Annotated in this window: 14 protein-coding genes; 11 read left to right on the forward strand and 3 right to left on the reverse strand. The window is 70.9% G+C overall.

The features are described 5' to 3' along the window. Genes tsaB through tsaD form a run of 3 tightly spaced genes read left to right on the forward strand, consistent with a single transcriptional unit; the run spans position 1 to position 2,152 of the window. The gene (gene tsaB / locus REH65_RS20270) at positions 1-639 is read left to right on the forward strand and encodes a tRNA (adenosine(37)-N6)-threonylcarbamoyltransferase complex dimerization subunit type 1 TsaB (RefSeq protein WP_406688674.1); all 639 of its coding nucleotides are present in this window, start codon (positions 1-3) and stop codon (positions 637-639) included. Further along, positions 636-1,103 (forward strand): ribosomal protein S18-alanine N-acetyltransferase, encoded by a 468-nt coding sequence (gene rimI / locus REH65_RS20275; protein ID WP_406688675.1) that lies wholly within the window; start codon positions 636-638, stop codon positions 1,101-1,103. The genes tsaB and rimI overlap by 4 nt, the downstream gene beginning before the upstream one ends. Beyond that, complete coding sequence (tsaD, locus tag REH65_RS20280) at positions 1,100-2,152, forward strand: tRNA (adenosine(37)-N6)-threonylcarbamoyltransferase complex transferase subunit TsaD (RefSeq protein ID WP_406688676.1); 1,053 nt, start codon at positions 1,100-1,102, stop codon at positions 2,150-2,152. The genes rimI and tsaD overlap by 4 nt, the downstream gene beginning before the upstream one ends. 1 nt (position 2,153) lies before the next feature. Here tsaD and REH65_RS20285 read toward each other — a convergent pair whose 3' ends face one another. After that, complete coding sequence (locus tag REH65_RS20285; protein ID WP_281455307.1) at positions 2,154-2,726, reverse strand: YdcF family protein; 573 nt, start codon at positions 2,724-2,726, stop codon at positions 2,154-2,156. 698 nt (positions 2,727-3,424) lie between these two features. Between REH65_RS20285 and groES the strand changes: the two genes are divergently transcribed. Then, on the forward strand, positions 3,425-3,715 hold the full coding sequence (groES, locus tag REH65_RS20290) for a co-chaperone GroES (protein ID WP_093414065.1): 291 nt from the start codon (positions 3,425-3,427) through the stop codon (positions 3,713-3,715). 120 nt (positions 3,716-3,835) lie between these two features. Then, positions 3,836-5,458, forward strand: coding sequence for a chaperonin GroEL (gene groL / locus REH65_RS20295; RefSeq protein ID WP_281455306.1), 1,623 nt, complete (start codon positions 3,836-3,838; stop codon positions 5,456-5,458). 152 nt (positions 5,459-5,610) lie between these two features. Here groL and REH65_RS20300 read toward each other — a convergent pair whose 3' ends face one another. Beyond that, positions 5,611-5,916 (reverse strand): WhiB family transcriptional regulator, encoded by a 306-nt coding sequence (locus tag REH65_RS20300; protein ID WP_281455305.1) that lies wholly within the window; start codon positions 5,914-5,916, stop codon positions 5,611-5,613. A gap of 238 nt (positions 5,917-6,154) precedes the next feature. Here REH65_RS20300 and REH65_RS20305 point away from each other — a divergent pair, with 238 nt between their 5' ends. The 4 genes from REH65_RS20305 (at position 6,155) to REH65_RS20320 (ending at position 10,272) form a co-directional block, all read left to right on the forward strand. Beyond that, positions 6,155-7,237: a MerR family transcriptional regulator gene (locus REH65_RS20305; protein WP_406688677.1), complete on the forward strand. Its 1,083-nt coding sequence runs from the start codon at positions 6,155-6,157 to the stop codon at positions 7,235-7,237. Between the two features lie 297 nt (positions 7,238-7,534). Then, entirely contained in the window at positions 7,535-8,131 is a 597-nt protein-coding gene (locus REH65_RS20310) for a response regulator transcription factor (protein ID WP_029536209.1), read from the forward strand. Between the two features lie 500 nt (positions 8,132-8,631). Further along, positions 8,632-9,204, forward strand: a complete 573-nt coding sequence (locus tag REH65_RS20315; RefSeq protein WP_093414059.1) for a sigma-70 family RNA polymerase sigma factor — start codon at positions 8,632-8,634, stop codon at positions 9,202-9,204. Then, entirely contained in the window at positions 9,205-10,272 is a 1,068-nt protein-coding gene (locus tag REH65_RS20320) for an anti-sigma-D factor RsdA (RefSeq protein WP_406688678.1), read from the forward strand. A gap of 242 nt (positions 10,273-10,514) precedes the next feature. Here REH65_RS20320 and REH65_RS20325 read toward each other — a convergent pair whose 3' ends face one another. Further along, on the reverse strand, positions 10,515-10,886 hold the full coding sequence (locus tag REH65_RS20325) for a DUF5319 domain-containing protein (RefSeq protein WP_093414677.1): 372 nt from the start codon (positions 10,884-10,886) through the stop codon (positions 10,515-10,517). A gap of 287 nt (positions 10,887-11,173) precedes the next feature. On the opposite strand from REH65_RS20325, the gene guaB reads away from it, so the two are divergent. Together guaB and REH65_RS20335 are read left to right on the forward strand one after the other, a co-directional pair. After that, positions 11,174-12,685: an IMP dehydrogenase gene (gene guaB, locus REH65_RS20330; protein ID WP_281455302.1), complete on the forward strand. Its 1,512-nt coding sequence runs from the start codon at positions 11,174-11,176 to the stop codon at positions 12,683-12,685. 165 nt (positions 12,686-12,850) lie between these two features. Beyond that, positions 12,851-13,981 (forward strand): GuaB3 family IMP dehydrogenase-related protein, encoded by a 1,131-nt coding sequence (locus REH65_RS20335; RefSeq protein WP_281455301.1) that lies wholly within the window; start codon positions 12,851-12,853, stop codon positions 13,979-13,981. Positions 13,982-14,124: the final 143 nt, after the last annotated feature.

Consider the following 14,124-nt stretch of genomic DNA (forward strand, 5'->3'; position numbering starts at 1 on the left):
GTGCTCGTCATAGCGCTGGACACTTCGACGCCCGCGGTCACGGCGGGGCTGGTCGCCCTCGACGGAGGACTCCCGCGGGTTCTCGCCGAGCGCGTCATGATCAACCCCCGCGCGCACGGCGAACTGCTCATGCCGCAACTGGTCGACGTCCTGGAGGAGGCCGGTCGCGGCCTCGCCGACGTCGACGCGATCGTCGCCGGGATCGGGCCCGGTCCGTTCACCGGCCTGCGGGTCGGCCTGGCCACGGCCGCCGCGCTCGGCCAGGCCCGCGACGTCCCGGTGCACCCGGTGTGCGGTCTCGACGCGATCGCGGCCACCGCCGCGGTGACCGGCCCGCTGCTGGTCGCCACCGACGCGCGCCGCAAGGAGGTCTACTGGGCCGCCTACGACGGCGCGACCCGCGTCGACGGCCCGCACGTGGCCAAGCCCGCCGACGTGCCGACCGAGGGCTACCCGGTCGCCGCCGGTGAGCTCGCCGAAGCCGTCGGGCTGCCCGCCGTCGCGCCGAAGTACCCCACGCCCGCCGGGCTGGTGGCCGCCGCGACCCTCGACGCCGACCCCGAGCCGCTGGTCCCGCTGTACCTGCGGCGGCCCGACGCCGAGGAACCCGGCAAGCGGAAGTCGGTGCTCACCCGGTGAGCGAGGTCGAGGTGCTTAAGCTGCGGCGGTCCGACCTGCGCCGCTGCGCCGAGCTGGAGCGGGTGCTCTTCGACGGGGACGACCCGTGGTCGCGGGCGGCCTTCTCCGCCGAGCTGGACCAGGGCCACCACTACGTCGGCGCCTACCTCGGCGAGCGGCTGATCGGTTACGCGGGCCTGGCCGTCAACGGCCGCCCGCCGCACGCCGAGGCCGAGGTGCACACGATCGGCGTCGACCCCGAGCACCAGGGCGAGGGCGTCGGCAAGGCGCTGCTGCGCGCGCTGCTGTCGCGCGCCGACGAGCACCGCGCGACGACGTTCCTGGAGGTGCGCACCGACAACGAGGCCGCGATCAAGATGTACCGCGACCACGGCTTCGAGATCGTCGGGCTGCGCCCGCGCTATTACCAGCCCTCCGGGGCCGACGCGCACACCATGCGACGCGAAGCCGTGGAGGTGTCATGAGCGAGCGGATCGTTCTCGGGATCGAGAGCTCCTGCGATGAAACGGGAGTCGGCCTGGTCCGGCTCTCCGACGACGGCCGGGTGGAGCTGCTGGCCGACGCGGTGGCCTCCAGCGTGGACGAGCACGCGCGGTTCGGCGGGGTCGTCCCGGAGATCGCCAGCCGCGCGCACCTGGCCGCGATGGGCCCGACGATGCGCCGCGCGCTGGACGAGTCGGGACTCTCCCTGTCCGATGTGGACGCTATCGCGGTCACCGCGGGTCCCGGTCTGGCCGGGGCGCTGATGGTCGGCGTCGCTTCCGCGAAGGCCTACGCGACCGCGCTGAACGTGCCGCTGTACGGCGTGAACCACCTCGGTGGGCACGTCGCCGTCGACACGCTGGAGCACGGCCCGCTGCCCGAGCGCTGCCTGGCGCTGCTGGTGTCCGGAGGTCACAGCCAGCTGCTCCTGGTGGAGGGCGTCGGCGAGAAGATCACCGAGGTCGGCACGACCATCGACGACGCGGCGGGGGAGGCCTACGACAAGGTCGCCCGCATCCTCGACCTGCCCTACCCGGGCGGTCCGCCGATCGACAAGCAGGCCAAGCTCGGGAACCCGAAGGCCATCGCGTTCCCGCGCGGTCTCACCGGCCCGCGCGACGCCCGGCACGACTTTTCCTTCTCGGGCCTGAAGACGGCCGTGGCGCGCTGGGTGGAGACCGAGCGGCGCGAGGGCCGCGAGATCCCGGTCCCGGACGTGTGCGCCTCGTTCCAGGAGGCCGTCGCCGACGTGCTCACGATGAAGGCGGTGCGGGCCGCGCGGGACCACGACGTCGACACGCTGGTGGTCTCCGGTGGCGTGGCGGCGAACTCGCGGCTCTCGGAACTGGCGCGCGAGCGCTGCGCCGCGGCCGGGATCACGCTGCGGGTGCCGAGGCCCCGGCTGTGCACCGACAACGGCGCGATGATCGCCGCGCTCGGCGCGCACGTGCTGCTCTCGGGTGCGAAGCCGTCGCCGCTGGACATACCGGCGAACCCGGGTCTGCCGGTGGACGAGATCGTCGTCCAGTAGATCAGCGGGGGAACCAGAAGGCCTTGACCGTCGCGAGCAGCTCGCGGCGGGTCGCCCGCGCGTTGACCCGGCGCAGGCCGTCGGCCGCCGCGTCGTGCCCGACGCCGCAGGCGTCGATGCCCTGCCGCCGCGCGAGCGCGATCGAGCGCCGCAGGTGGAAGCGCGTGGTGACCACGATCAGCGAGCGGTACCGCTTCGCGGCCGTGCGGCACGAGGAGTAGGTGTCGACGCCGGTCTCGTCCGGCACCACGGCGTCCTCGGGGATGCCGCGCGAGAGCAGGTACCGCCGCATCACGACCGGTTCGCTGTAGCCCCGGGACCGCGGTGATCCGCTGACCACGATCGTGCGGACCTTCCCGGCCCGGAACAGCGCCACGGCCACGTCGAGCCTGCCCTGCAGGATGCGGCTGGGAACGCCGTCCCACCGGACCCCGGCGCCGAGCACCAGCGCGGCCTCGGTCGCGGGCGCGTCGGCCGCGGTCCGGACCCGTCCGGCGCTGCGACCCCACGCCCAGGCGAACGGGAGGACCAAGCCCCCGAACGCGACCCCCACGATCACCCACAGCGCACGCACCGCCCCAGTTTCCCATCCCGGGTTCGCGAGGGGTGGACGTGATCACGGCCGCGGCCCCGGGGAGTCCGGGATCGCGGCCGTGTCATCGCGGCGGCCGGGGTTCCGGCGCGCCAGGGGTCTCGGGGGCGTCCTTACTTCGGACGCCAGCTTCCGCGGGTCGGGGGGCCGGACGGACCAGGCGGGCGAGCGGGTCGGGGACGTCGTTCCCACGGCCGGTTCGCGGGCTTGGAGAGGGCTGGCATGCCGAGCAACCTAGGGCACCGGACGCCTCAGGTGTGAACCACCGGGCGACATTGGTGAGATTCCCCGCATGCCGATCTACCTGCGATGATCACTCTGCGCGCAGTGGAGGTGACGACGTCGCAGGTGGGGCCGGGCGGGGTGATCGACACCGGGTGCCACCACCACGAGTGATGCCGTCGCCCCGTTGGGTGAACGCGGGCGGACGCGACACGCCGGGGCGTGTCGTGCGGGTTGAATGAACCCCGCCGATCGGGGGCGCTGAGCGGTGCCGTTGAATGCCCTCCAGTCGCGTTCCGGCGTTCGGGTGAGCGGGTGGTTGTTGAGCGCTGGCACTCTCCTGGGTAGAGTGCTAGCAGCACGGCGACACCGCGACCCGGCACCCGCGACGACGGGGAGCAACGGAGCCGTCATTCCCAGCCAACGCTTCGAAGGCCCCAGAAGGTGGAGGTCACACCGTGGCGAGCATCAAGCCGCTTGAGGACAAGATCGTCGTCCAGGCGAGCGAGGCCGAGACGACGACTGCGTCCGGCATCGTGATCCCGGACACCGCCAAGGAGAAGCCCCAGGAGGGCAAGGTCCTGGCTGTCGGCCCGGGTCGCATCGACGACAAGGGCAACCGCATCCCCGTGGATGTCAAGGAAGGCGACGTCGTCATCTACTCGAAGTACGGCGGCACCGAGGTCAAGTACAACGGCGAGGAGTACCTGATCCTCTCCGCCCGCGACGTGCTGGCCGTCGTCAACTGACGCCAGATCATCGTGCGCCCACCGAGCGTGGGCTCAGCCGCCCCGGCGGTCCCGACCGCGGGACCGCCGGGGCGGCTGCATGTCGGGGATCAGGCACACATCTGAAGGGCTGTAGCAACAATGGCTAAGCAGATCACCTTCGACGAGCCGGCGCGCCGTGCACTGGAAAGCGGCGTCAACCAGCTCGCCGACGCGGTGAAGGTCACGCTCGGGCCGCGCGGCCGGCACGTCGTGCTGGACAAGCAGTTCGGCGGACCGCAGATCACCAACGACGGCGTCACCATCGCTCGCGAGATCGAGCTCGACGACCCGTTCGAGAACCTGGGCGCCCAGCTCGCCAAGAACGTCGCCACCAAGACCAACGACGTCGCCGGTGACGGCACCACCACCGCCACCGTGCTCGCCCAGTCGCTGGTCAAGGAAGGCCTGCGCAACCTGGCCGCGGGCGCGAACCCGGCGGCGCTGAACAAGGGCGTCACGCTGGCGGCCGAGGCCGTCGTCGAGGCGCTCAAGGCCAAGGCCACCCCGGTCAAGGGCCGCGACAACATCGCCCAGATCGCCACCGTGTCCTCGCGCGACGAGGCCATCGGCGACCTGATCGGCGAGGCGATGGAGAAGGTCGGCGAGGACGGCGTGATCAGCATCGAGGAGTCCTCGACGCTGGCCACCGAGCTCGACCTGACCGAGGGCGTGCAGTTCGACAAGGGCTTCGTCTCGCCGCACTTCGTCACCGACGCCGAGCGCCAGGAGGCCGTCCTCGAAGACGCGCAGATCCTGCTGCACCGGGAGAAGATCTCCAACATCCAGGAGCTGCTGCCGCTGCTGGAGAAGGTCGTCGAGGCCGGCAAGCCGCTGCTGATCGTGGCGGAGGACGTAGAGGGCGAGGCGCTGTCCACCCTGGCCGTCAACGCCGTGCGCAAGACCCTGAAGGTCGTCGCGGTCAAGGCGCCGTTCTTCGGCGACCGCCGCAAGGCGTTCATGGACGACCTGGCGATCGTCACCGGCGCCCAGGTCATCGCTCCCGAGCTGGGCCTGAAGCTGTCCGAGGTCGGCCCCGAGGTGCTGGGTTCGGCCCGCCGGGTCACCGTCACCAAGGACGAGACGACCCTGGTCGACGGCCACGGCGCCGCCGACGACGTCAAGGACCGCGCCGCCCAGCTCCGCAAGGAGATCGAGGCGACCGACTCCGACTGGGACCGCGAGAAGCTGCAGGAGCGGCTGGCCAAGCTGGCCGGCGGCGTCGCGGTGATCAAGGTCGGTGCGGCCACCGAGACCGAGCTCAAGGAGCGCAAGTCCCGCATCGAGGACGCCGTCGCGGCCGCCAAGGCCGCCGCGGAGGAGGGCAGCGTGCCCGGCGGTGGGTCCGCGCTGATCCACGCCGCCAAGTCCCTCGAGGGCGACCTCGGCCTGACCGGTGACGAGGCGACCGGCGTGCAGCTGGTCCGCCGCGCGCTGGACGCGCCGCTGTTCTGGATCGCGGCCAACGCGGGCCAGGAAGGCGCGGTCGTGGTCTCCAAGGTCCGCGACCTCGACTGGGGCGCCGGCTACAACGCCGCCACCGGCGAGTACGGCGACCTGGTGCAGTCCGGCATCGTCGACCCGCTGAAGGTGACCCGCTCCGCGGTCGCCAACGCGGCCTCCATCGCCCGCATGGTGCTCACCACCGAGAGCGCCGTCGTGGACAAGCCGGAGGAGACCGAGGAGGAGGCCGGGCACGGCCACGGACACGGTCACGGTCACTGATCTGCTGAACGCAAAGAATCGGGGCGGTACCCACCTGGGTACCGCCCCGATTCTTTGCCTCCGCCGGGGGCGAATGACGCCCCTCGTGCCATTCGATCCCGGCTTCACCTGACCCGCGGCGCTTTCCCCCACCGCCGATCGAGGGCTCTGGGTCAGCCGGCTGCGACCGCCAGCTGCTGGCGCTTGCGCGCCTTGATGATCACTTCGCGTTCAGACTCGGACAGCCCTCCCCAGATGCCGTACGGCTCCTGAACCGCCAGTGCGTGCGTCCGGCACTGGGCGAGAACAGGGCAGTGGTGGCATACCTCCTTCGCCTTCGCCTCGCGCCTGGCTCGTGCCGGACCTCGCTCTCCGTCCGGATGGAAGAAGTACGCGCTGTCCATCCCCCTGCACGAGCCCCGTATCTGCCAATCCCAGATATCGGCGTTCGGTCCTGGAAGACGTCGAGTGTCTGCCATTGCGACAACCACCTCCTACCGGTGGATCCCCTCCCTCGCTACGGCGGGACCGCCGCAGCCTCGCATGATCCGACCGTAGAACCGAGTCAAAACTTGTTCAACCCCTTTCGCGCCAAAAGCTGTTCATCGTTGGTGTGATCCTTGGAAATGGGGTGATCGAAGTCCGGCCGGCTTGCTCTTGAGAGGCCAGAACCGGAATATGTCCCGCGTGACGACGCGGCCTGAACCAGTTGTGGGGGTGGAGACCCCCGAACCGCTCGGCGATCCGCCCGCGTGCGAGCCGGCGGTCGCGTCGGAGGCAGCAGCACAGGCACCGGAGGGGATCGCCCTGGACGACGAGCCGAGGCTCACCGTCGCCGCGGTCGCTCGCAGGCTCGGCGTCGCGCCCGCCACGCTGCGCACCTGGGACCGCCGCTACGGCCTCGGACCCAGCGATCACACCAGCGGCAGGCACCGCCGCTACGGGCCGGACGACATCGCGCGCCTGGAGCAGATGCAGCGCGCCCTGCTGCGCGGTGCTTCACCGATGGAGGCGGCCCGCTACGCGCGCACGGTCGCCGCGCCGCCGCCTCAGCGGCGCGTGGAGGACCCGTCGCGTGCCGAGTCGCCCGATGAGGGCCCCCTGCTGCTGTCCGGCGTTCTCGACGGCGACGAGGGGCTCGCCCTGGCCGGTGCCAACACCGGCGGCCGGGGTCTCAAGCTCTCCGGGGCGAGCCCGCGCGCCCGCGGTCTCGGCCGGGCGGCGCTGGCGCTGGACTCGTGGTCGGCGCAGCGGCTGCTGATCGAGGCGATGGACGCCGACGGCGTGGTCCGCACCTGGCAGGAGATGCTGCAGCCGGTGCTGCGCGCGGTCAGCGAGCGCAGGCAGCGCTCCGGCACCGGCGTCGAGGTGCTGCAGCTGCTGCACGACTGCGCCTCGACCGCGCTGCGCTCGGTCATCGCGGGCGCTCCGAAGCCGCAGAACCCGCGTCCCGCGGTGCTCGCGCCGGTTCCCGGCGAGGGGCAGGAGCTGGAGCTGGTGGCGCTGGCGGCGGCGCTGGCCGCGCAGGGCGTCGGGCACCGGCTGTTCGGCGCCGCGCTGCCGCGCGAGGGCCTGGCCGCGGCGGTGAAGCGCTCCGCGCCCGCTGCGGTCGTGCTGTGGGCGGATCAGCCCTACTACGCCGCGCCGCGCGTCCTGGACGACATCCCGATCACCCGGCAGCGGGCCCGCGCGTTCGTCGCGGGGGCGGGGTGGTCGCCCGAGGCGCTGCCGGGTCACGTCGAGCTGCTGGGGTCGCTGGAGGCTGCGGTGACGCGCGTGTCCGACGCCGTTCTGGGCTGAGTTGAGTATGATGTGACCTAAATCACAGAACCGTGTGCGGGGTCGTTTTCGATGTTCGTTCGGACGGGCGAAGTGATCGTCACATTCGCAGCGATCGGGTGAACACCGCAGGTATGGCGGGCGAGCCGCTCCATTCAAGGGGTAACGATCTGACCCTGCTCCGTTATGGTGAATGTCCCTCACGTGTGTCAGCCGCCCGAATTCTGGACGGATTAAGCACCGGATCGTGTCAAGGTTTCGCCCACTGCGTCCGATAGGGCTTGTGGAACGTCACTCGCCTGCAGGAAAGGAGTTCCCGTGACGACGGTCCTGATCTGCGATGACCGACGTAGCGTCCGGGAAGGGCTCACTCGTGTGATGTCGGCTGTCCCCGGAGTGAGCCGGATCGATTGCGTTGCGCACGGCGACGAGCTGCTGGCCCGCTTCTCGCGGCAGGCCGTGGACGTCGTGCTGGTGGGAACGCAGCGCGCCGTGCCCAACGGCGTCGAGGCCACCCGGCGGCTCGTGTCCGCGCACCCCCAAGCCAACGTGATCGTCTTCGGTGCCCCCGACGACGCGGCGAGCATCGCCGCGGCCATCGCCGGTGGTGCCCGCGGCTACCTCCGCTGGGACGCGTCCCGGCCGGAGCTCGTCGCCGCGCTCGCGCACACGCTCGCGAGCACCTCGGTGCCCGCACCCCGTCAACCGTCCGACCCCGGCGTGCAGCTCACGGAGCGCGAGCTCCAGGTGCTGCGCGGCATGAGCCAGGGCAAGAGCAACGGCCAGATCGGCCGCGAGCTCTACCTCTCCGAGGACACGGTCAAGACCCATGCTCGCCGGCTGTTCCGCAAGCTCGGCGTTCGCGACCGCGCTCAAGCGGTGGCGCACGGGTTCCGCCGCGGCCTCGTCGCCTGAACCGATGATCAGGCGGCACCGGCCGGTTTCGGGGGAGGCCGGTGCCCGTCCGATGAAAGCGACTTCGGGTGAGCTGACGCTTCGGTAGCGGCTGTGGCTCGCCTCGCGCACGGTCCCGCCGCCGCGTTTCGCGGCGACGCAAGGGATTTCGTGACGTGAGCCACAGCCGCCTTCGGTCGGCAGATGTTGCGGGTGCCGGCGGCGAGAACCTTCTCCGCTTCGGCCGTCGCCGCCGCCGGGCGCCCGCGGGAGACGATGTGAAGATCGTCTCCGATTCCTCCCACGCGCACCACCAAGATGTCGGTGGCCAGCTCAAACGCCACCGGCCCCGGCTTCTGGTAGATGTGGATGTGTGACGACGACGGCCCCCGATCCCCGGTCCCTGTTCTGCGGACGCCTCCTGCCCGGTACGGTGGCCACGGCGCGGCGTGCGGTGCACGCGAAACTCGCCGGGCAAATCCGAATCGCTTGAACGCGTAACACCAGGGCTGCTGTCTGCGATGACCAATGTGGGGGACGGGCTGGACGCTCTTGTAAGCGCCGCCGTCGACGGCGATCGTCAGTCGATTGAGCGCTTGCTGGCCGAAATCCGTCCTTTGGTGGTGCGGTACTGCCGCGCCAGGGTCGGACGAAACGAGAGGTCGTTCGCTTCGGCGGACGACGTGGCCCAGGAAGTGTGCCTGGCGGTACTGACCGCGCTGCCCACTTACAAGGACCAGGGTCGTCCCTTCTTGGCGTTCGTGTACGGCATCGCCGCGCACAAGGTGGCTGATGCGCACCGTGCGTCAGCTCGCAACCGTTCCGAACCGGTCGCGGACATGCCGGACACCCCGGAGTCCGAGGCCGGTCCAGAGCAGCGGGCGATGCAGGGTGAGCTCTCGGGCAGGATGGCGCAGTTGCTCCAAATCCTCCCGGCCAAGCAGCGGGAAATCCTGCTGCTCCGGGTGGTAGTCGGGCTGTCGGCGGAGGAAACCGCCGAAGCGGTCGGCTCGACACCGGGTGCTGTGCGCGTGGCACAACATCGCGCACTGGCCCGGTTGCGGAAGACGCTGTCCGCGGAGGAGGTGGTCTGAATGGCTGAGCGGAAAGGGCCCGACGGGGAGCTGGGAGGCATCCCGCACGAGGAGTCCGCCCCGGAGCAGGACCGTTCGACCCATGCAGACGAGCGGGACTCGGCTCCCGCTGAGGGATCCGCAGACGAGGGAACGGAACTGAGCGACAACCACCGGGACTCCGGCTCGCACGAGCCCGAGACCTCCCGCGAAGAGGCCGGTGCCGAGGTGCTGACCTTCCGTCCGCGCGGTGACGCGGACGAGGAGCTCACCGACCTCGACGACTTCAGCGACGAACCGATCGACCTGGCCGCGCTGCAGGAGGACGACCTCCTGCTGGACGCGCTGGGCGGGACCAATCCCGACGTTCCCGCGTCGGCCGACGGCGCTCCCAGCCTGGAAGAGCTGCTCGTGGCCTGGCGCCAGGACGTCGACTCCGCGCCGATCGGTGACCTGGTGGACACCGACACCGCCGTCGCGGCGATCGCCGAGGCCGGCCGGCCGCGCAGCTTCCTGCGCCGCAGGCACCTCGTCCCGGTGGCCACCGCGGCAGCGGTTCTGATGATCACCTTCACCGGTGTCGGCGTGGCCGCTCGCGACGCGCAGCCCGGCGACATGCTGTGGGGCGTGGCCCAGGTGCTCTACACCGACCACACCCGCGCGGTGCAGGCCGCGGCGTCGGCGCGCACCGACCTGGACACGGCGGAGAGCGAAGTGGACCGGGGCAACCGGTTGGCCGCCGAGGAGGCGCTGCGCTCCGCCAAGGAGCACATGGCCAAGGTCGACGCCGAGAACGGGCTGTCCGAGCTCAAGGCCGCGCACGAGTCGCTGACCAAGCGCATCGATCGCGGTACCGGCGGCTCCTCGCAGACCTCGACGCCGACGACGACGCTGCCGCCCACGACGCAGCCGTCCCCGTCGCAGCCGCTGCCGCCGAACCCCGGCGTTCCGCCGACCGGCAGCAGCACGCCGCCGTCGAGCACCAGCGACCCGACCTCGCCGACCACGTCGCCGAGCGAGACCAGCAGCTCGGAGAGCTCGTCCGGCGGCTGGTTCTGGCCGAACCAGCCGCAGACGTCAACTCCCTGAGATCGCGAAGAAGGGGCTTCTCGTAAAAGAGGAGCCCCTTCTTTTCGTCAGGCAAGCGACGGAGTCGCTTTCTCCTTCACCACCTAAGCAGCCAGCACCGCCGGGGGTTCTGAGCGGCTTCGTGGCGAGCACGCCGCGACGCCGTGTATTGGACATACATCAGGAGTGGCGCGCGGAGTCCACGGAGCCGCTCAGGTTCCCCCACCCGCACCGCCAAGCAGGATGAGCCTGGAACTCTGACGTCAGAGCGTCGTTTCGCTCTCGGTCATTCCGTCCGCGTAGCCGCGGCAGTACTCCCAGGTGACGTACTGGCCCGGGTCGGGGTCGAAGGCCGGTTCGTGGGGGCGCATGCGGCCGTCGTGCAGCAGCTGGGACAGGCTGGAGCGCAGCAGCTCCCAGTCGTGGTAGTGGCACTCGCCGCAGTCCGCGCAGTCGACGACGATGCCGCGGACGCCCCGCGGCTCCAGCAGCGCCTGGTAGACGGCGAGATCGGTCAGGTCGGCGAGCAGCTCGGCGCGCTCCTCGTCGCCGAGCGGCGGGCCGTCCTCGGCGTCGTGGTCACCGAGTGCCATGCTCGGATCGTCCGGATCACCCGCGAAGGGGTCTGGTGGCATCGGATCGTGCGGCACGGCCCGCACGGTACCGGGCGCGTCGCCTGCGCGGGGCTGTCGGGGCGGGTTTCACACGCCTGCGACCACCGTCCGTGGTGTGGCGCACCCCTGGTGGGGCGGGGGATCCACGTCCTGACCTGTGGTCTCTATCATCTGAGGAATCCCGTATCCGGACTCCGCGTTGCTACTCAGCACAGCTGAACGCTTCGACGCGATCGCCGTGGTAATCCCAGCAAGCCGCACCTCGAAGGTTTGTGGGCCATATCGTGAAGGAAGGCACATCCCTCGCCATGACCAGCGAACTCTCCGCTCCCGGCCTCCCCGATAAGTTCGCGACGCTGGGTCTGACCTTCGATGACGTGCTGCTGCTGCCCGACGAGTCGGACGTCATCCCGAGCGCGGTCGACACGTCGACCCAGCTCTCCCGCAACGTCCGCCTGCGCGTCCCGCTGCTGTCGGCGGCGATGGACACGGTGACCGAGGCGCGGATGGCGATCGCGATGGCCCGCCAGGGCGGCGTCGGCATCCTGCAGCGCAACCTGTCCGTGGAGGAGCAGGCCGCGCAGGTCGAGGTCGTCAAGCGCTCCGAGGCGGGCATGGTGACCCAGCCGGTGACCTGTTCGCCGGAGGACACGCTCGCCGAGGTCGACGCGATGTGCGCCCGCTTCCGGATCTCCGGGCTGCCGGTGACCGACCCGGACGGCACGCTGGTCGGCATCATCACCAACCGCGACATGCGCTTCGAGGTCGACTTCACCCGCAAGGTGCGCGAGGTGATGACCACGACGCCGCTGATCACCGCGCAGGTCGGCGTCACCGCGGACGCGGCGCTGGGCCTGCTGCGCCGCAACAAGATCGAGAAGCTGCCGATCGTCGACGGCGCGGGCAAGCTGCGCGGCCTGATCACCGTTAAGGACTTCGTCAAGACCGAGCAGTACCCGAGCGCCACCAAGGACCCCGACGGCCGGCTGCTGTGCGGCGCCGCCGTGGGCGTGGGCGCCGACTCGCACGAGCGCGCGATGGCCCTGGTCGACGCGGGCGTGGACGTGCTGATCGTCGACACCGCCCACGGTCACTCCCGCGCGGTGCTGGACACGGTCGCGACGCTGAAGAAGGAGCTGGGCAACTCCGTCGACGTCATCGGCGGCAACGTGGCCTCGCGCGCGGGCGCGCAGGCGCTGGTGGACGCGGGCGCGGACGCGGTCAAGGTCGGCGTCGGACCGGGCTCGATCTGCACCACCCGCGTGGTCGCCGGGGTGGGCGTGCCGCAGATCAGCGCGATCTACGAGGCCAGCATGGCCTGCAAGCCCGCCGGTGTGCCGATCATCGGTGACGGCGGCATCCAGTACTCCGGTGACATCGGCAAGGCCATCGCCGCCGGTGCGAGCTCGGTGATGCTGGGCAGCCTGCTCGCCGGCACCGCCGAGTCGCCCGGCGACCTGGTGCTGGTCAACGGCAAGCAGTTCAAGGTCTACCGGGGCATGGGTTCGCTGGGTGCGATGCAGTCGCGCGGCCAGGCCAAGTCCTACTCCAAGGACCGCTACTTCCAGGACGACGTCCTGTCCGAGGACAAGCTGGTGCCGGAGGGCATCGAGGGCCGGGTCCCGTTCCGCGGCCCGCTGTCCCAGGTCGTCGACCAGCTCGTCGGCGGTCTGCGCTCCGGCATGGGCTACACCGGCTCGACCACGATCCCGGAGCTGCAGGAGGCCAAGCTGGTCCGGATCACCGCGGCCGGGCTCAAGGAGTCCCACCCGCACGACATCACGATGACCGTCGAGGCCCCGAACTACACGACCCGCTGAGTTCGGACCTCCTCCGAGAGCCCGGTGCCCGCGCGGCGCCGGGCTCTCGGTCGCTCTGGGTGATCTCGCGGGTTCGGGTGGTGATCGGGGGACCCCGCGCGGCGGACACGGGGTCCTTGCGGAGAGAATGTTTCGCTGGACATCCGCCGCTAGGAGGGACACACGGTGCGGGATCAGGTTGAGATCGGGATGGGCCGGACCGCCATGCGCGGCTACGACTTGGACGACGTCGAGATCGTGCCCTCGCGGCGCACCCGCTCGTCCAAGGACGTGTCGCTGGCCTGGCAGATCGACGCCTACCGCTTCGACATCCCGGCGATCGCGCACCCGACCGACGCGGTCGTCTCGCCCGCGACGGCGGTGCGGATGGGCGAGCTCGGCGGTCTGGGCGTGCTCAACGCCGAGGGCCTGTGGGCTCGGCACACCGACGTCGAGGACAAGATCGCCGACGTCGTCCGCATCGCGGAGGAGAGCAGCGACCCCGAGGCGCCGATCCGGCGGCTGCAGGAGCTGCACGCCGCGCCGCTGCGGCTGGACCTGCTCGCCGAGGCCCTCAAGCAGGTCAAGGACTCCGGCGTCACGGTCGCGGCGCGGGTGAGCCCGCAGCACGCCGAGGAGCTGACCCCCGACCTGCTGGCCGCGGGCGTGGAGATGCTGTTCGTGCAGGGCACGATCATCTCCGCCGAGCACGTGGCCCGCGACGGCGAGCCGCTGAACCTCAAGCGCTTCATCAACGAGCTGGACGTGCCCGTGGTCGCCGGTGGTGTCGGTGACTACCGGACCGCGATGCACCTGATGCGCACCGGCGCGGCCGGCGTGATCGTCGGTTTCGGCCAGTCCCGCTCCGCGACGACCACGCAGGTGCTGGGCATCGGGGTGCCGATGGCCACAGCCATCGCCGACGCCGCCGCCGCGCGCCGCGACTACCTGGACGAGACCGGCGGCCGCTACGTGCACGTCATCGCCGACGGCGCGCTGTCGTACTCGGGTGAGATCGCCAAGGCGATCGCCTGCGGCGCCGACGCGGTGATGCTCGGCGAGTCGCTCGCCGAGTCCACCGAGTCGCCCGGCCAGGGCTACTACTGGACGTCGGCGGCCGCGCACCCCAACCTGCCGCGCAGCGAGATCGTCGGCTTCACCGGCACGGACGCGGACCTGGAGAAGATGCTCTTCGGTCCGTCCAGCGACCCGTACGGCACGCTGAACCTCATGGGCGGCCTCCGCCGCGCGATGGCCAAGACCGGCTACCGCGACCTCAAGGAGTTCCAGAAGGTCGGCCTCATGCTCCGAGGCTGACCCCGAACCCCGCACTCCGGAAGTCGCTCCGGTGCCCCTCCTGGGCCGATGCCACCTCACATGCGTGCGTGGTCCGGGAGGGGGACGGTTTTAGTGAAAACTGTCCGGACTTTTCGGACATTGATCATGGGTGATTCGAGGAA

Origin of the sequence: Saccharopolyspora sp. ID03-671 (assembly GCF_045278815.1) — a bacterium.
Lineage (GTDB): Bacteria > Actinomycetota > Actinomycetes > Mycobacteriales > Pseudonocardiaceae > Saccharopolyspora > Saccharopolyspora ipomoeae.